Source organism: Flavobacterium hydrocarbonoxydans (assembly GCF_009789235.1).
Lineage (GTDB): Bacteria > Bacteroidota > Bacteroidia > Flavobacteriales > Flavobacteriaceae > Flavobacterium > Flavobacterium hydrocarbonoxydans.
In genome coordinates this window covers 45,440-64,213 of sequence record NZ_WSTB01000004.1, presented here as the reverse complement: position 1 = coordinate 64,213, position 18,774 = coordinate 45,440, and the positions used below count along the sequence as shown (strand labels likewise).

The following is an 18,774-nucleotide window of genomic DNA, read 5'->3' as shown; positions in this document are numbered from 1 at the left end:
AAATGACACCAATATTACTTTCATAAAACTATTTCTGTCACCTTTAAACATTAGTCTCAACAATTTTAAATTGTCTGTCAACAAATAAATACAGATTGTTAAAAAAGTATTGAATAGGTAAACAAATAACTCTTATATTAGTAAACTAATATTTTATAATTTTATTTGTTGCCAAAAACACAATAGCATATATGAGTAAAGATTCTACGAAAGGCATTTGGAAAGTAATTTCCGCCTCCTCAATGGGCACAATGATCGAATGGTATGATTTCTATATTTTCGGAAGTTTAGCCGTCGTGATTTCAACCAAGTTCTTCCCTAGTGACAATCCTACCGCTGCCTTTTTATCTACTCTTGCTACTTTTGCTGCCGGTTTTGTAGTACGTCCTTTTGGTGCTTTATTCTTTGGAAGATTAGGAGACATCATTGGAAGAAAATATACCTTCATGGCTACTTTATTATTAATGGGCGGTTCTACTTTTTTGATAGGCTGTATCCCTAGTTATGATACTATTGGCTTTATGGCTCCTGTATTGGTATTGTTATTACGTCTGCTTCAGGGTTTGGCTCTTGGCGGCGAATATGGCGGAGCTGCAACCTACGTAGCTGAGCACTCTCCTGCGGGTCAAAAAGGCTATTGGACATCCTGGATTCAGACTACAGCCACCGTTGGATTATTTATTTCGTTGATGGTAATTCTGGCTACTAAAAATATCCTTACTCCCGAAGATTTTGATACCTGGGGATGGCGTGTTCCTTTTTGGGTTTCTATCGTAATGGTAGGTGTTTCGTACCTCATCAGGAAAAACATGGATGAATCTCCTGTATTTGCTAAGGCAAAAAAAGAAGGTACCACCAGTGCTAATCCGCTGAAGGAAAGTTTCGGGAATCGCTATAATTTAAAGTTTGTATTGCTGGCACTATTTGGAGCAACTATGGGGCAGGGCGTTGTTTGGTACACCGGTCAGTTTTATGCCATGAGTTTCATGAAGACTGTTATGAATATCGATTCATCGCAGGTAGATGAGTTACTGGGAATTGCGTTGTTATTAGGAACTCCGTTTTTTATTGTCTTTGGATGGCTGAGTGATAAAGTAGGCCGAAAATATATTATGCTAGGCGGAATGTTATTGGCTATCCTATTGTACAGACCTATTTACAGAACGATGTATGAGACAACAGATCTGGCTCTTAAAACAGAACTTCTCTCTGAAACAAAACAAAACCTGGAGATCAATAAGGATAAAGATTCTATTTATACTACGCAGAAAACCTACAATGATGGTACATTTTTAATAGAGAAAAAGACTCATTTTGCCCATAAAAAAGAACCTCAGATCACTAAGTCGATTACGATTAATCTGCAAGACAAATGGGCCTTGATATTCTTGGTCTTTGTTCAGGTTTTATTTGTGACCATGGTATATGGGCCTATTGCTGCTTTTCTAGTTGAAATGTTTCCAACAAAAATCAGATATACATCGATGTCTTTGCCTTACCATGTAGGAAATGGAATTTTTGGTGGTTTACTTCCGGCTATTTCCACCTATTTTGTAACACATGCCAAAGCATCCGGCAAAAGCGATTACTATCTGGATGGGCTTTGGTATCCTATCATCATAGCCTCAGTGTGTTTTGTAATTGGATTAATTTATATAGATAATAAAAATAAAACTACTCACCTTTAATTTGCTAAAAATGAATTTATTGAAACAACTTTTAGGCATTATCTGGATTCTACTAGCCATTGCTGCCGCCTATTTTTGTGTATTTGAATTTGGTTTACCCAAGTTTCTGTCTGACCAACAAGAAGATTTAGTATTTGGAATCATTATACTGTTTATCCTTACTCCTTTGATTGTGGTAGGCATGGGAGTCTTTGGTTACTACGCATTAATTGGAGAGTATAACAATAAAAAATAGAAATAAAAAAGGCTGTCTATATTGCAAGACAGCCTTTTCAAATTACTAACCAAAAATATTATTTTTTGATAAATTTCATTACCTGAACGTTATCATTCTCATCAATTGCTTTTACAACATAAATTCCGGTTTTTAGTTCGCTTACGCCAAATTGAAATTCCTGATTTCCTTTTGGTTCAAAACTCTTCACCAATTGGCCGGATAACGAATAAACCTCCACTTTTGCCGCCGCTACATTTAAAGTAAAATAAGCCGCAACCGGATTTGGAAACAAACTAATTGTATTCCCTTTTTCAAAATCTTCAATCGCCAGGCTGGCTACTTTGTTTCCGTAAATTCTGAATTCTCCCGGAGGAATATTTATAGGAGTGGCAACATTTGTAACCTCTATAGTGGTATTATCCATCAGGTTGTACCACGTTCCTGTATAAGGAAAACCCGTTGCAAGATTTTGTGCCGTAACATTAAAATTGGCTAAAATCAAAACGTCTTTTAACTGAGTCGAAGCCAGACTGCTGTTTGTGATTTTGATATTGACATACAACGAGCTTGTATTGGCAATTGTAGGTGTTCCTAAGAAAACCGGCTCTGTTGTTTTCATCGTGATCATCTTCGCCCAATCATTGTAGATTTTGCTTCTGCTTGAATTCCCTAACCAGTTCCCTGTCCATTGTGGCTGAGGTTTAGTATCTAGTTTGCAATCACCAGTAGTTGCGTCGCTACTTGTGTTTACAGTACCGTTATTACAAGTAAAAATAGATTGCTCCCAACCTAAATCTCCAAAATGCCAGATCATTTTTGGTCCGGGAATCAATAACGAAACAGCCCCGATAGCTGACATTCTTGACAATGCAATATCCAAAGTTTTTACGTTATGTGCAGAATTTGCAGAATTTCCGTATTGTAGGTTTTTATACATCAAACGTTCTTCGTCATGACTTTCTGCATAACCCATCAGACGATTTGCAGTAAATCCGCGACTTGCGCTAGTCATTTTATAAATATTACTGGTATATCCCATAGACAATTCGTTGTAGGGATCAGTCATTTTTCCCCACATCATAATCCCTTTGCTAGGTGATTCTGTAACTCTATAATCTGCCCATTGTTTTTCCTCAGCATCTGTACCTAAATGCTCAAAGATGGCATAATGCGTAGGATCAAGCCCCCACGAATAATCGGCATACGATTTCAAAACATCTATTCTGTCTTGCTGCAAAGCATTTGTACAAGACTCATCACTGGCAGTACAATTTTGTGTAAAACCTTTGGTTAAATCCCAACGTAAACCGTCAATTTTGTACTCTTCAATCCATTGTTTGACCACTCTTTTTACATAATTCTGAGTTCGTAGTTGTTGATGATTAAAATCTTCCCCAACATTATAACTGTGTTTTGCAACCGTATTAAAGTATGGATTCTCAGTAGTTGGCGATCCAAAACCGTCTTTATCAGGATCGTTCATCCACATTCTGACCATTGGGTTTCTACCAAAAGCATGGTTTAATGCTACATCAAGAATAACGGCAATTCCGTTTTGATGACATAAATCAATAAATTCTTTTAGCTTGTCCGATGTGCCGTAAAACTTATCCAAAGCCATGTGAAAAGAGGTATTATAACCCCAGCTTTCATTACCTTCAAACTCCATTACCGGCATTAACTGAATTGCGTTTACTTTTAAATTTTTAAAATAATCAATTCTGTCAATCAAACTCTGGTAACTTCTTTTCGCATCAAAATCACGAACCAATACTTCATAAACAACCAATTTTTCTTTTGCTGGTTTAGTGAAGTTAGTCACCTGCCAATTATAAGGAGTCTGTCCCGTTTTAAGAACAGTAACTTCAAAATTTTGTCCTGTTGGATACACCGGCATATTCGGGTAACTAGCAGCAGGAATGTTAGCATCATCAAAAGGAGACAATACTAAAGTTGAATACGGGTCAGCTGTTTTTACCATAGAAGGCGAATTAGCCAATGGTGTTGCATCTACCACCCAATACTGATAGGTGTTATTTACTCCAGAAACCAATCCGGTAAGTTCTAACCAGAATTTACCCGAAGTTGGATCTTTTTTCATCGCATAGGCCGAAGTTGGCTGCCAATTGTTGAAGCTTCCAGCAACATACACAAAATCTTTTAGCGGCGCATCTAAAACCAAAGTAGCTTTGGTTACATCTGTCGCGTTGTAATTAATTCCGTCAACTAAACCCGCTGGCATAGCCTGAGAAACCGTATTTGGATTTACAATAACCGAAAACTTTTTGCTGATGGTTACAGTACCCTGCACAACAGACAATTCAAAATTTTGATTGGTCGTAATATTGGTCGCTGTATAGGAATAGTTTGAGGTACTCGCATTGGTGTTAATTGAAGTGCCGTTTGCTTTTAAAGTATAACTGGCCACTCCGTTTGTATTGTTAGCTGCAATATTAAAACTAGAACCAGAGGCTAAAATAGTCGCACTGTTTTCAGTTGGGGCAGTAAGATTTACCTGAAAAGAACCTACTTCAACCAGAATGTCCTGCGATTTTTTATCGCCTGTTCCGTTTTTGGCTTTAATTAAAAACCCAATTTTACCAATTCCTGTTGTATTATAATAGGTTGTTGGTGTAATTGTTTTGGTATAAGTATCTGTCCCTGCATTGTAAGTAAACTTACTTGCTTCATCAGATGCCTCCCAAGAACCATTTAAAGGCGTTCCTTTTTGAGTCGTGTCATTCGTATCAAAAGCCCAAGCCCATAGATACAAAGCATTTCCTGTAACAGCCCAAGTACCTTCGTTGATACTGCTACCATTTATAGTAATGGTGATGGAAGTATTTTCCTCGAAAGTTGATGGACTTACAGAATAAGTTGCCGTTTGTATTTGAGCAAATGTAATTGCCGAAAACAAAAGGAAGATTAATAGTAATGTTTTTTTCATAGTTGTATTGTTTATTAAAAAAGGGCTATCCGCAGATAGCCCTTTTAAACTTATAATAAATTATTCTTGATTAGGTATCATTAAATAACTTCCATCTAAATCATTGAAATAAATTACATATTTAGATTTTTCTACTGGAATATTAGGGCTTCCTCCTGCCGTAGAACCTACCCCTGTAAAAGGTGTTGAAGCTCCCCAAGAAACATCCCAAGCATCATTTGCTCTAAATTTAAGCTCACCATTGTTCAATGGAGTAACTCCTAGAGACCAGATATGAGCATCAAAAGTAGATTGAGTCATAGCTGTTGAAGCATCCCAGCCTCCTGCTGTACTACTACCAATAATTCCTACCGTAGAATATGTAGCTGCAGCTGAAGCATCATAAGCTACCAATGTATAAGTTAATGTTTCAATATTCATTGTGAATGTATAGAAACCATCAGCAGCAATAACAAAACTTGCCGGATCTGGATCAGCTTCTGTTCCTCTATAAACAAGACTTCCATCGGCCCCACCATACATTGGTGCCCAATTTCCTAAATTTTTAATTGTTTTAAAAGCTCCAGCTTTAAAGAAACCTGTAAACTTATATTCTTTAGGGTTTGTAGCGCTTCTGAATAATATTTGATTTCCATTATTATTATTCCAACCAGCTACAGAAGCATCACCCACTAAATACCATTCTTCAAAGTCATAATCAACCCTTCCAGAATAAGGAGTAACACTAATAGAAATTAATGACTCAGATGTCATTGGTACTCCTCCTGAAACACTTGACATTACTTTCACATCATACAAAGCTGCTACTTCTGTTTCTCCTCCTAAATCAATTGCTGCTTGATTTAAATCTCTAACCAACACTTCGGCTTGTGTAATATTACTTGTAGTAGCCAATGTTTTAGCTTCAGTAAAATCACCATCTTTTTTATCCATTAATAAAGTATAAGTTACCACAACATTATCAGAATATTTTGCTGATGACCATACAAAACGATCTGCAACTGCAGCTGCATTATCTTCATCTAAAACAAATGTTTTTCCAGATTCTGGAGCAATTAATTCTGGAGTGTTAACAGCTTCAATAATTGGTCTGTCCTCTACATCGTCGGCATTACATGATACCGCTAGAACGCTTACAAATGCGAATAAAATTTTATATATATTTTTCATGTTTTTATTATTTTTTTGTGGTTAGTTAGTATCCAGGATTTTGTTTTAATGTTGGATTTGCTTGAATATTTCTTGCAGGTATAGGCATCAAATCTCTAAAAGAAGCTGTTGAAGTACCGTTCATAGTACCGCCTTTCCATTGCCAGATTTTAGAACCTCCCGTGAATTTTCCAAAACGAATCAAATCTGTTCTACGGTGACATTCCCAAAACAATTCTCTTCCTCTTTCATCCAAAAGGAAATCCAGTGTTAAAGCTGCAGTAGTAATAGGTGTAGCATTTGCTCTTTCTCTAATTTTATTTACATATCCCAAAGCAGTTGCAACATCTGCACCTGTAGCTCCTCTTACAGCACACTCAGCATACATTAAATAGGCATCTGTTAATCTAAACATTGGAAAATCGATATCTGGAATATCATTTCTTTGTGCTGCCGATCCGTCTGCATTTTTATTTATGTATTTGGTTACAGCATATCCATCAGTAAAAGTACCAACGTTAGCAATATCCAAAGCCTGACCATCTGTATAGAATGTTCCTCTAGCATCTCCTGTTGCGGTTTCGTCTGGAAAAAGATTTACAAACTCTCTGCGAGTTCTAATCCCTTGCCATCCACCATCCATACCACGAGAAGCAGCATCCATACTACCTCCGATAGAAGCGTGCATGATAAAACTCATTCCGGCTCCTGTAGCTCTGATAGCATTTCCGTCACTTACGATTGGGAAAATAAATTCAGACTGAGCTCCATTTCTATTATTATCAGCAGAAAATAAATCCCCATAAGGTACTTCTGCGAAAGTATAACCGGAATTATCGATAATCTCTTTACATAGTGCTGCAGCCTCATTGAACTTTGCTGTGCCAGTATAAACTTGTGCATTCAAATACACTTGTGCTAATAAAAATTTAGCAGCCGTTTTATCTACTCTACCATATTCATTCGTTTTTGAAGCTGCTAAACTAGTATCCAAATCTTTCAATTCAGATTCTACAAAAGCAAAAACCTCCGCTCTGGTTTTTTGTTCTGGATAAAAGAATCCAACAGGGTCATTTTCTGTTGTAATGGGCACATTTCCGAACAAATCCATCAAGTTATAGTATGAAAAAGCTCTTAAGAAACGAGCTTCTGCTCTAAAAGTTGCTATTTCAGCTTTTAAATTAGCATCAACACCTCTGGCTGTCAATTTCTCATCTGTAGTTTGTCTCAAAAACTCATTGGCAACACTAATGTGGTAGAAAGCTCTAGAAAATGTTCCTTCCAAAAATTCATTTGCTGGTGACCAGGTTTGCGTATTTAATGTTGGTAAAGTACCATCTGCCCAAGCAATAATAGCTTCATCAGTAGTAAACTCCTGTGTTACAAAAAGCAAACGCAAATAACTACTAAAATCTCCACTTAGTCCGGCAATATCGGCAGAACCATCACCATCATTACCTCCTACATACAAACCAGCGTATAATTTTGCTAAAACTTGTTTGTACGATGCAGGATCCTGAAAAAAAGTTTCAGATAAAAACTCATCATCATCGCCTGGCGTCACATCTAAGTCGCTCGTACACGAAGTAAGCGTCATACTTAATCCTAAAATGAATAGGAAAAAATAAGATATATATTTAAATGATATTTTCATTTTGTTTATTTTTAAAATTTTGTTTTTCAATCTACTAGTTAGAAATTGGCATTTACTCCGAACAAGAAAGTTCTGGCTCTTGGATAAACATTATTGTCAATTCCGTTGAATTTCTCTGGATCCAAACCATCATATTTTGTTAATATCAAAACATTCTGAACTCCAGCTGTAAATCTCAAAGAAGCTGCTTTTAATAATGCTTTATCAAGTGTATAACCAACAGTTACGTTATCTAATTTGATAAAAGAAGCATCTTTTACGAAGTAATTAGATAGATAACGTTGTGTACCATTATCCTCAAATTTAAAACCAGTATTATAGTAATCTGAACTTACGTTAGACAAATCAGTTTGTCTTCTTAATCCAGCATCAGAGTATCCTAAATTAGAACTTACGTTATCAAAAATGTAATTTCCTAAACTAGCTCTCCAGTTCATTGTAAAATCAAATTTCTTGTAGTTTAAAGTAGAGAATAAACCAAATGTATAATCTGGTGCTGGCTTGTGGTATCTGTAACGATCTCCAGCATCGATTTTTCCGTCTCCATTTCTGTCAACATATGCTCCAGCAATTGGTCTTTTGTTAGCATCATATAATTGCTCATAAACAAAAAAGGAGTTTGGTGTAAATCCTACTGAGTTAATTTGAACCTTATTTCCATTTCCTCCAGCAATATTATCACCTGCTAAGTAACCTTGAAATCCAGGAACTGTAATTCCTAACTCTGAAATTTTTTGATCAATATACGTAGTATTAAAAGCTACATTCCAAGTCAGGTTGTCATTTTTCACGATATCAGAAGCGATACTAAACTCAACACCTTTGGTTCTTACACTACCAATATTAAAGAAACCCTGATTTCTTAAGTTTGCACCATCAGGAACAGCAATGTCAGCTAATAAATCAGTTGATTTTTTATCAAAATAGTTAATCGAACCCGTAATTCTATCATTAAAGAATCCGTAATCGATACCTACGTTCATCTCAGCCAATTCTTCCCATTTGATATTTTCATTATATCCTTCAGGTCTTGCTGTTGAATAAATGGTATTACCAAAAATATATTGAGAATTGATTGTTCCTAGAGTTACTCTTCTTAAATAATCATACTGAGCCGAAATATCTTGCTGACCAGTAGTTCCGTAACCCACTCTTAATTTTAAAGTTGAAAGTGTTTCATTATCTTTTAAGAAAGCTTCTTCAGATACATTCCATGCAAAAGCACCACCCGCAAAATTTCCCCATCTGTTATCTTCTGAGAAACGAGAAGTTCCGTCTCTTCTATAATTCAAAGTCAATAAATAACGGCTATCATACCCTAAATTCAAACGACCAAAATACGATTGTAAGTTAATGTCTGGATCGGTTGCAACATCTTCGTTTGGAGTTGGCTGTCTTGTTTCTCCTGACGAGTACCCAACTCTTTCAAATAATTGGTAATTATAACCAGCAGTTGCATCAATTTTAAATTTACCTAAATCTTTAACATAGTTTAAATATGTATTTAAGTTTTTGTTTTGACGGGCATCTGTATAACTAGAATAGTTCCCGAAATTAACCCAGTTACCAGAGCTAAAAGCATTTGGCTGATATCCTAAAGCACTTAGAGTACTTACCTCTGTATATCCACTGCTATCAAATCTATCGATACCAGCTTCAGCCACAACTCTTAAATCTTCAAAAAAGTGAAGTTTATAATCCAATCTAATATTACCCCATTTTCTGGTAGAAGTGGCTCTTCTCTCATCCTGATTCAATCTCGCAACAGGATTTCTAGCTGGTAATAAAGGTAAGTTTCCATTTGGCTCTAACCATTCAAAATAACCTCCGTAGCGTGAATTAGCGTCATAAACTGGCTGAGTCGGATCAAAACCTATAGCACTTCCAATAATCGCTCCTTCATCTTGGAATCTGTTTTTTCCAAAAGACAAATTTCCGCTAATATCAATTTTTAAGTGATTATCAAACAAAACCGGATTTAACGATAATGATGTTGTAGTTCTTTCAAAATCAGTATTTCTAAGAATACCTGCATTATCAACATTACCAACAGATAATCTTACAGGTAATTTATCAAACAAAGCACCACTTACCGAAATATTATTGTTTGTTGTAAGAGACGTATGAAAAATTTCGTCTTGCCAATTTGTATTTGCATTACCTAATAATGCTTGTTGAGCCGCAGTTCCATTTTCGTTTACAAAAGAACGATATTGATCTGCACTCATTACATCTACAGTATTTGCAACAGTATTAATACCAACCTGAGAGCTAAAATTAACTTTAATACCACCTTTAGTTCCTTTTTTAGTAGTAATTACAATTACACCATTTGCTGCTCTGGATCCATAAATAGCAGCTGCAGATGCATCTTTTAGAACCGTAAAAGATTCGATATCATTAGGATCAATGGTAGAAAGAATACTTGTAGCTCCACTAGGAGTAGCATTACTTAATGGCAAACCATCTAAAACGATTAATGGTTCATTTGAAGCATTTAATGAAGAACCTCCACGAATACGAATATCCGCTTTTGCTCCAGGCGCTCCACCTCCAGTTACGTTTACACCCGAGATACGTCCGCTAATTAAGCTTTCTGGTGTTACGTTGATTCCTTTGTTAAATTCCTTTGCAGAAATTTGAGACACAGAACCCGTAGCATCCTTCTTTTTAACTGTACCATAACCTACCTGTACTACAACCTCTTTCAGCTCATTAGAATCTTCTTCTAAAACAACGTTTAGTGTTTTTTGCCCAGAATAATTGATGGTTGAAGTTTTGTAACCAATATAAGAAACTAGAATTTTGTCTCCGTTTTTTACATTAGATAACTGAAATTTTCCATCAAAATCAGTTGAGGCACCACCTGGAGCTCCTTGTACATTTATATTTACTCCTGGAATTGGCTGTCCTGATTTATCAAGGACAATTCCGTTTACAGTGTTTTGAGCTAACACCGTAAATGGCAACAGTAGGAATAAAAATAACAACTTTTTGTAAATTGTTTTCATACTTTTTGTTTAAATTAGTTTGAGTTTGTGATTGTTAGTTAAGTTTTTAATTTTACTTCGAATTTCAAAATTAGGAATTTATTAACACGCTCAACAGGAGACCTTTTTTATTGGTTTACGAAAACGTGATAGTGTTGAAAACTTTCTTTTTTTTGTAATCTTTTAAGCCAAAAATTATCAAATCGTAAAATAAAAGTTATCTTTATTAACAAATAGATTTTTTCCAAATTACTACTATGAAACGCAAAATAACCCTAAAACAGATTGCAAAGGAACTTGATGTGTCAATTTCAACTGTCTCAAAATCACTAAGAAACAGTCTTGAAATTGGAGAAGAAACACGTCTGAAAGTCCAGGCTTTTGCCAAGTTTTACAATTATAAACCCAACAATATTGCGCTTAGCTTAAAAAACCGAAAAACAAAGAGTATTGGTATTATCATTCCGGAAATTGTACATTATTTTTTCTCTACCGTAATCAACGGAATTGAGCAGGTTGCGAACGAACACGGTTACAGTGTTGTGATTTGTTTATCTGATGATTCTTTTGATAAAGAAGTACTAAATATGGAGATGTTGGCCAACGGAAGCATCGATGGTTTTATCATGTCACTTTCTAAAGAAACCCAGTACAAAGGTGATTTTCACCACATTACAGAAGTAATCAATCAGGGAATGCCAGTGGTCATGTTCGACCGTGTAACCAATGATATTCTATGTGATAAAGTCATTATTGATGATAAAGCTGCCGCTTACGAAGCCGTTCAGAGTTTGATTGACAATGGAAGAAAAAAGATTGCTCTGGTAACAACTGTTGATTATGTGAGTGTCGGAAAATTGAGAACAGATGGTTACGAAAAAGCACTTCTGGACAACGGATTACCTTTTAATGAAGATTTAATCATCAAAATTGAGGATGTCGATACCTGCGAAATCACGATTGGTCAGCTATTGCACGACAGGGCTTTTGATGCCGTTTTTGCTGTTAATGAGCTTTTTGCCGTAACGATTATTAAAACTGCCAATAAAATGGGGCTAAAAGTTCCTGAAGATCTGGCCGTAATTGCTTTTACTGATGGAATTATCTCCAAATACTCTACCCCAACCATCACTACGGTAAGTCAGAGTGGCGAAAAAATGGGTAATAAAGCGGCTAAAATGCTTATCGAAAGACTAGAAGCCGAACATGACGATGATGAGGAAGAAAACGAAAATTACACCACCGAAGTCATCGAAACACATCTTATAAAAAGAGAATCTACTGACTAAAAATCTTAAAATCAATATTTTCTGAAGCCACAAATAACATTTGTGGCTTTTTTTTTGGCGGTATTAAAAAAATAAATACTACTTTTACAACCGTCAAGGCTTTTACTTTTACTTCGAAAAAAACAGTAAGTTTTGATAAGCAAAGCGCTTATCGTATAATTTTTCTAAATTACGATAATGGAAAAGCGTAAATTAAGTTTCTGGGAAATTTGGAACATGAGTTTCGGTTTCTTAGGAATACAGATGGGATTTGCATTACAAAATGCAAACGCTAGTAAAATTCTTCAAATTTTTGGTGCCGAAGTGCATCAGCTGTCATGGTTCTGGATTATTGCTCCTTTGATGGGATTAATAGTGCAGCCAGTTATTGGTCATTACAGTGACAAAACCTGGGGACGATTTGGCAGACGAAAGCCCTTTTTTCTGGTAGGTGCTGTTTTAGCATCCGTTGGTTTGATACTAATGCCTCAGGCTAATATTTTCATTTCAGTTTTACCTGCATTATGGGTTGGTGCCGGAATGTTAATGATTATGGATGCTTCTTTCAATATTGCCATGGAGCCATTTCGTGCTTTGGTAGGTGATAATTTGAGAACAGATCAGCGTACTGCAGGATTCAGCATCCAAACTTCATTAATTGGTTTTGGAGCTGTAATTGGTTCGGCTTTACCTTATGTATTAACCAATTATTTTCACATTTCTAACAATGCCGTTCCCGGAAGTATTCCTTTAAATCTGAAATTATCATTTATCATTGGAGCTGTGGTTTTAATTGGTTCAATATTAGTTACGCTTTTTACAACTAAAGAATATACTCCGCAAGAATTAGCTAATTTTGAAGATCCTCAAAGTGAATCAGATGTTCCTTCTGAAGAAAAATCAAAACTGACAGACATTTTTACAGATTTTGCAAAAATGCCAACCACTATGCGTCAGCTAAGTTGGGTACAGTTTTTTTCCTGGTTTGGATTATTCGGAATGTGGGTTTTTACAACTCCGGCAATTGCCCATCATATTTACGGACTGCCATTAAATGATACTTCAAGTCAGCAATATCAGGACGCAGGAGACTGGGTCGGAATTCTGTTCGGCGTTTATAATTTAGTTTCTGCCATTATCGCGCTATTTTTCTTGCCATACATCGCCAAAAAAATTGGACGAAAAGCAACTCATGCCCTTTCATTGATTATTGGAGGAATAGGATTAATATCCATTTATTTTATGCCTAATGAAGACTGGGTTGTTCTTCCAATGATTTTAATCGGAGTTGCCTGGGCAAGTATTTTGGCCATGCCTTATGCAATTCTTGCAGGCTCAATAGCACCTAAAAAAATGGGCGTTTATATGGGGATTTTCAACTTTTTTGTAGTTATCCCTCAAATTATAAATGCACTAATTGGAGGTCCAATTGTAAAATATCTTTACAATGGTGATGCCATTTATGCTTTAATTACAAGTGGAGTTAGTTTTTTAATCGCCGCTCTTTTAGTATATAAAGTAAAAGATGTAGATGACACTGTTCAAAAATAATAAAGACCTATTTCTAATATAATGAGTAATAAAAAAGCATTCATTTTCGACCTTGACGGTGTAATTGTTGATACCGCCAAATACCATTTTTTAGCCTGGCAAAAAATTGCTCAGGAGTTAAATATAAATTTTACACACGAACACAACGAATTACTTAAAGGAGTAAGCCGCGTGCGTTCGTTAGATATAATTCTGGGATTAAGAAATGTTCAGGCTTCGCAGGAAGACAAAGACAAATGGCTAATTCAGAAAAACGAAGATTACTTATCTTATTTAGTTGACATGGACGAAAACGAGATTCTTCCTGGAGTTTATAAAATTCTGCAATTATTAAAAGATAAAAAACAAGGAATTGCATTGGGTTCTGCCAGTAAAAATGCAAGACCCATTTTAGAGAAAACCGGAATTCTACATTATTTTGATGTAATTGTTGATGGAAACGATGTTACCAATGCAAAACCGGATCCGGAAGTTTTCCTGAAAGCGGCTCAATTATTAAACATTGAACCAAAAGATTCAATAGTATTCGAAGACTCTGTTGCCGGAATTCAGGCAGCAAACATAGGCGAAATGGTAAGCGTAGGAATTGGTGAGGAAACAATTTTACATGAAGCTGACTATATTTTTAAAGATTTTACTTCAATCGAAGAAAGCTTTATAGAACAGTTAATTGGATAATTAGAAAATGTGTCAATGAGATAATTACGCTCATTAACGAATATTCTAATGCTGCAATTACTTAAATGAATGTAAAAAAGGTATTTAAAAACTAAGGCAATTATCTAATTATCAAATTGCCTCATTATCTAATTAAAAAGATGAACCAAGATTATATAAAACCAGATAATTGGTCAATTATAGAAGAAGGATTTGATGTCGAAAGAGTAAAATCATCCGAAAGTCTCTTTAGTATCGGAAACGGTGCTATGGGACAGCGCGCTAATTTTGAAGAAACCTATTCAGGCGAGACTTTTCAGGGAAGTTATATTGCCGGAATTTATTACCCGGACAAAACCAAAGTGGGCTGGTGGAAAAATGGCTATCCAAAGTATTTTGCGAAAGTTTTAAATGCACCAAACTGGATTGGAATTGACGTTCAAATCAACGAAGAAAACCTGGATTTAAACAATTGTTCCGAAGTTAAAAACTTCCGTAGAGAATTGAATATGAAAGAAGGATGGTACCATCGTTCTTTTGAAGCAACACTGAAAAACGGAACTGAAATTGCCGTAAATGTTCGTCGCTTCCTCTCATTGGATTTGGATGAAGTGGGAATCATCAAATACGAAATCACCCCTCTGAACAAAGATGCAAAAATTGTTTACAAACCATACGTTGATGCTGGTGTAACCAATGAAGATGCCAACTGGGAAGAGAAATTCTGGGAACCATTAGAAGTAAAAAAATCAAATAGTGAGGCTTTTGTAACGGCTCAAACCTATAAAACGCATTTTAAAGTGACCACCTTTATGCACAATACGATTTTAGCAAATGGCGAAAATGTTAATATTTCGCCATCTACAATCGATTCTTCTGCGGATAAAGTGCAGTTTACTTACGGAACCATTATTGCCAAAGGACAAACCTCAGCCATTCAGAAAATTGGTGGTTATACCGTTTCTTTGAATCACGAAAACACTTTGGCTGCAGCCGAAAAAACAATAAAATCAGCATTAAGCTTAGGTTATGATACTTTACTTCAAAACCAAATTGAAGCCTGGGGTAAAATCTGGGAAATGTCGGATATTACCATTGATGGCGATGTAAAAGCGCAACAAGGAATTCGTTTTAATATTTTTCAGTTAAATCAAACTTATTTAGGAAAAGATTCCCGTTTGAATATTGGTCCAAAAGGTTTTACAGGAGAAAAATATGGCGGATCAACTTATTGGGACACAGAGGCATATTGCATTCCGTTTTATATGGCGACCAAAGATCAGCAGGTTGCAAGAAATTTATTGACGTACCGTTTTAATCAATTGGACAAAGCGATCGAAAATGCCAAAGATAATTTAGGTTTCAAAAACGGAGCGGCTTTGTATCCAATGGTTACCATGAATGGTGAAGAATGCCATAACGAATGGGAAATCACACATGAAGAAATTCATAGAAATGGTGCGATTGCTTTTGCGATTTTCAATTACTACCGTTATACCGGCGATTACTCTTATATTCCTGAAAAAGGTCTGGAAGTTCTAATCGGAATTGCACGTTTTTGGCACCAAAGAGCTTCTTTTTCAAAAGATAAAAATCAATATGTGATTTTGGGTGTTACAGGTCCAAACGAATACGAAAACAATATCAACAATAATTTCTACACCAATTATATTGCAAAATGGTGTATCGATTATACATCGGAACAAATTAAAAAAGTCGCGACAGATTATCCATCAGATCACAAACGTGTGCTGGAAAAAGTAAGCCTTTCTGCAAATGAAATCCAGGAATGGAAAAAAGTAGCTGATAATATGTATTTTCCAACTTCTGAGGAATTAGGCATTTACTTGCAGCAAGATGGTTTCTTAGACAAAGATTTGGTTCGTGTAAAAGATTTAGACAAATCACAACGACCAATCAATCAAAAATGGTCCTGGGATCGTGTTTTACGTTCGCCATATATCAAACAAGCCGATGTTTTGCAGTGTTTTTATTTCTTCGAAGATCATTTTTCAAGAGAAGAGTTGCAGCGCAATTTTGAGTTTTATGAATCTTTTACCGTTCACGAAAGTTCACTTTCACCTTGTGTGCACTCGATTCAGGCTGCTGTTTTAGACAAGATGGATATGGCCTATACGTTCTATTTGAGAACTTCACGTTTAGACTTAGATGACTATAATAAAGAAGTGGAAGAAGGTTGTCACATCACCTCAATGGCGGGAACCTGGATGAGTATTGTAGAAGGTTTTGGCGGAATGCGTGTAAAAAATGACCAGCTTCATTTTTCACCAAAGATTCCAAAAGAATGGAAAGGGTATTCGTTTAAAATCAATTTTAGAAATCAAATTCTAAAAGTAGCTGTTAATCATAACGAAACTACTTTTACTGTTGATGGCGATCAGGATTTGGCGATCAACGTTAACGGAAAAACAATTTTGGCTGCCAAATTGTAGAGATTCACAGATCAATAGTAAAGACGCACTGCAGTACGTCTTTACAGCATAAATTTAAAAAAATTAAAATGAAAAAATTATTTTTTGCAAGCTTCATTTTGTTCGCATTTAGCACTTTAGCGGAAGCGCAACAATTGAAATCACCCGAAGGAAAATTCGTTATGGAGTTTTTGCTTCAAAATGACGGAACGCCAACTTACAACTTAAAATATAAAAATAAAGAAGTTGTAAAAACCAGTAAATTAGGACTGGAACTTAAAAACGATAAACAATCGCTTTTAAATGATTTTACAATTGCTGATACCAAAACATCTACTTTTGATGAAACCTGGAAACCAGTTTGGGGTGAAGTGGCAACCATTAGAAATCACTATAACGAACTTGCTGTAACTTTAAACCAAAAAAGTACCGACAGACAAATCGTAATTCGTTTTCGTTTATTCGATGACGGTTTAGGATTTCGTTATGAATTCCCGGCACAAAAAAACCTTACGTATTTCGTAATCAAAGAAGAAAGAACACAATTTGCTATGACGGGTGACCACACGGCATTTTGGATTCCTGGTGATTATGATACTCAGGAATACGATTATACCAAATCAAAATTATCTGAAATTCGAGGTTTATCTGAGAAAGCATATACGGCTAATGTTTCGCAAAAATCTTTCTCAAATACTGGAGTTCAGACTTCATTAATGATGAAATCTAATGACGGAATCTATATCAACCTGCACGAAGCAGCCTTGATTGATTATTCTTGTATGCACCTGAATCTGGATGATAAAAATATGATTTTCGAATCCTGGTTAACTCCGGATGCAAAAGGAGACAAAGGATATATGCAGGCACCTAATCATTCACCTTGGAGAACAATTATCGTGAGCGATGACGCGCGTGAAATTTTGACTTCGAAAATGACTTTGAACTTGAATGATCCTTCAAAAATAGAAGATACTTCCTGGATTAAGCCGCTAAAATACATTGGTGTTTGGTGGGAAATGATTACAGGAAAAAGCTCTTGGTCTTATACTAATGATTTTCCAACAGTACAATTGGGTGTTTCTGATTTCTCTAAAGCAAAACCAAACGGAACTCACGGAGCAAACAATACCAATGTAAAAAAATATATTGATTTTGCAGCACAGCATGGTTTTGATGCTGTTTTGGTAGAAGGCTGGAATGAAGGCTGGGAAGACTGGTTTGGTCATACCAAAGATTATGTTTTTGACTTTGTAACGCCTTACCCGGATTTTGATGTAAAAGGGATTCAGGAATATGCAAAATCTAAAGGTGTAAAAATGATTATGCACCACGAAACTTCAGGTTCTGTTCGTAACTACGAACGCCACATGGACAAGGCTTACCAATTCATGAAAGACAACGGATACGATGCTGTAAAAAGCGGTTATGTTGGAGATATTTTGCCTCGTGGCGAAAATCACTACGACCAATGGATTGTAAACCATTATCAGTATGCTGTTGAAAAAGCAGCTGATTATAAAATCATGGTAAATGCTCACGAAGCGATTCGCCCTACCGGAATTTGCAGAACTTATCCAAACTTAATTGGTAACGAAGCTGCCCGCGGAACAGAATACCAGGCTTTTGGTGGTTCGAAACCAAATCACGTTACGGTTTTGCCATTTACCCGTTTGATTGGAGGTCCGATGGATTACACTCCGGGAATCTTCGAAATGGATATCAGCAAAATGAATCCTGACAATAAATCTCATGTAAATAGCACCATTGCCAATCAATTGGCATTGTATGTTACGATGTACAGCCCGTTGCAAATGGCGGCTGATACTCCTGAGAATTACGACCGTTTTCCAGATGCTTTCCAATTCATCAAAGATGTTGCAATTGACTGGTCTGAAAGTAAATATCTGGAAGCTGAGCCGGGTGATTATGTTACCGTTGCCCGTAAAGCAAAAGGAACAAATAATTGGTTCATTGGGAACGTAAACGGTGAAACACCACGTACCTCAAACATCGATTTTAGTTTCCTTGAAAAAGGTAAAAAATATACCGCTACAATTTATGCAGATGCAAAAGACGCGCATTACAAAACTAATCCGCAAGCGTACACGATTAAGAAAATCAATGTAACAAATAAATCAAAATTATCGCAGTTATCTGCTCCGGGTGGTGGTTATGCTATTAGTGTAATCGAAACTAAATAATTTTAAAAAACCTATAA

11 protein-coding genes are annotated in these 18,774 nt (G+C 35.9%); 7 read left to right on the top strand and 4 right to left on the bottom strand.

Going from position 1 to position 18,774, the window contains the following annotated elements:
* The first annotated feature begins 191 nt into the window (after window positions 1–191).
* Window positions 192–1,688 carry an MFS transporter gene (locus GON26_RS08110; protein WP_160374332.1) on the top strand — a complete coding sequence of 499 codons (1,497 nt, stop codon included), beginning with the start codon at window positions 192–194 and terminating at the stop codon, window positions 1,686–1,688.
* Window positions 1,689–1,698: 10 nt separating this feature from the next.
* The gene (locus GON26_RS08105) at window positions 1,699–1,923 is read left to right on the top strand and encodes a DUF6814 family protein (RefSeq protein WP_160374331.1); all 225 of its coding nucleotides are present in this window, start codon (window positions 1,699–1,701) and stop codon (window positions 1,921–1,923) included.
* A gap of 58 nt (window positions 1,924–1,981) precedes the next feature.
* On the opposite strand, the gene GON26_RS08100 is transcribed toward GON26_RS08105, so the two are convergent.
* The 4 genes from GON26_RS08100 to GON26_RS08085 are packed head-to-tail and all read right to left on the bottom strand — an operon-like array spanning window position 1,982 to window position 10,666.
* Window positions 1,982–4,852: an alpha-amylase family glycosyl hydrolase gene (locus tag GON26_RS08100; RefSeq protein WP_160374330.1), complete on the bottom strand. Its 2,871-nt coding sequence runs from the start codon at window positions 4,850–4,852 to the stop codon at window positions 1,982–1,984.
* Window positions 4,853–4,912: 60 nt separating this feature from the next.
* On the bottom strand, window positions 4,913–6,022 hold the full coding sequence (locus tag GON26_RS08095) for a SusE domain-containing protein (protein WP_160374329.1): 1,110 nt from the start codon (window positions 6,020–6,022) through the stop codon (window positions 4,913–4,915).
* A gap of 25 nt (window positions 6,023–6,047) precedes the next feature.
* Window positions 6,048–7,655, bottom strand: a complete 1,608-nt coding sequence (locus tag GON26_RS08090) for a RagB/SusD family nutrient uptake outer membrane protein (protein WP_160374328.1) — start codon at window positions 7,653–7,655, stop codon at window positions 6,048–6,050.
* Between the two features lie 38 nt (window positions 7,656–7,693).
* A complete protein-coding gene (locus tag GON26_RS08085) occupies window positions 7,694–10,666 on the bottom strand; it encodes a SusC/RagA family TonB-linked outer membrane protein (protein WP_160374327.1) in 2,973 nt (990 codons plus the stop codon).
* A gap of 236 nt (window positions 10,667–10,902) precedes the next feature.
* On the opposite strand from GON26_RS08085, the gene GON26_RS08080 reads away from it, so the two are divergent.
* The 5 genes from GON26_RS08080 (at window position 10,903) to GON26_RS08060 (ending at window position 18,757) form a co-directional block, all read left to right on the top strand.
* On the top strand, window positions 10,903–11,934 hold the full coding sequence (locus tag GON26_RS08080) for a LacI family DNA-binding transcriptional regulator (protein WP_160374326.1): 1,032 nt from the start codon (window positions 10,903–10,905) through the stop codon (window positions 11,932–11,934).
* A gap of 177 nt (window positions 11,935–12,111) precedes the next feature.
* Window positions 12,112–13,464 carry an MFS transporter gene (locus GON26_RS08075; protein ID WP_160374325.1) on the top strand — a complete coding sequence of 451 codons (1,353 nt, stop codon included), beginning with the start codon at window positions 12,112–12,114 and terminating at the stop codon, window positions 13,462–13,464.
* A gap of 21 nt (window positions 13,465–13,485) precedes the next feature.
* A complete protein-coding gene (gene pgmB, locus GON26_RS08070) occupies window positions 13,486–14,142 on the top strand; it encodes a beta-phosphoglucomutase (RefSeq protein ID WP_160374324.1) in 657 nt (218 codons plus the stop codon).
* Window positions 14,143–14,282: 140 nt separating this feature from the next.
* Window positions 14,283–16,574: a glycoside hydrolase family 65 protein gene (locus tag GON26_RS08065; protein ID WP_160374323.1), complete on the top strand. Its 2,292-nt coding sequence runs from the start codon at window positions 14,283–14,285 to the stop codon at window positions 16,572–16,574.
* Between the two features lie 68 nt (window positions 16,575–16,642).
* Window positions 16,643–18,757 (top strand): glycoside hydrolase family 97 protein, encoded by a 2,115-nt coding sequence (locus GON26_RS08060; protein ID WP_160374322.1) that lies wholly within the window; start codon window positions 16,643–16,645, stop codon window positions 18,755–18,757.
* Window positions 18,758–18,774: the final 17 nt, after the last annotated feature.

Bases quoted from the DNA above. Each gene is read 5' to 3' on its own strand.
- GON26_RS08110 (WP_160374332.1), top strand. From the start codon at position 192: ATGAGTAAAGATTCTACGAAAGGCATTTGGAAAGTAATTTCCGCCTCC.
- GON26_RS08105 (WP_160374331.1), top strand. From the start codon at position 1,699: ATGAATTTATTGAAACAACTTTTAGGCATTATCTGGATTCTACTAGCC.
- GON26_RS08100 (WP_160374330.1), bottom strand. From the start codon at position 4,852: ATGAAAAAAACATTACTATTAATCTTCCTTTTGTTTTCGGCAATTACA.
- GON26_RS08095 (WP_160374329.1), bottom strand. From the start codon at position 6,022: ATGAAAAATATATATAAAATTTTATTCGCATTTGTAAGCGTTCTAGCG.
- GON26_RS08090 (WP_160374328.1), bottom strand. From the start codon at position 7,655: ATGAAAATATCATTTAAATATATATCTTATTTTTTCCTATTCATTTTA.
- GON26_RS08085 (WP_160374327.1), bottom strand. From the start codon at position 10,666: ATGAAAACAATTTACAAAAAGTTGTTATTTTTATTCCTACTGTTGCCA.
- GON26_RS08080 (WP_160374326.1), top strand. From the start codon at position 10,903: ATGAAACGCAAAATAACCCTAAAACAGATTGCAAAGGAACTTGATGTG.
- GON26_RS08075 (WP_160374325.1), top strand. From the start codon at position 12,112: ATGGAAAAGCGTAAATTAAGTTTCTGGGAAATTTGGAACATGAGTTTC.
- pgmB (WP_160374324.1), top strand. From the start codon at position 13,486: ATGAGTAATAAAAAAGCATTCATTTTCGACCTTGACGGTGTAATTGTT.
- GON26_RS08065 (WP_160374323.1), top strand. From the start codon at position 14,283: ATGAACCAAGATTATATAAAACCAGATAATTGGTCAATTATAGAAGAA.
- GON26_RS08060 (WP_160374322.1), top strand. From the start codon at position 16,643: ATGAAAAAATTATTTTTTGCAAGCTTCATTTTGTTCGCATTTAGCACT.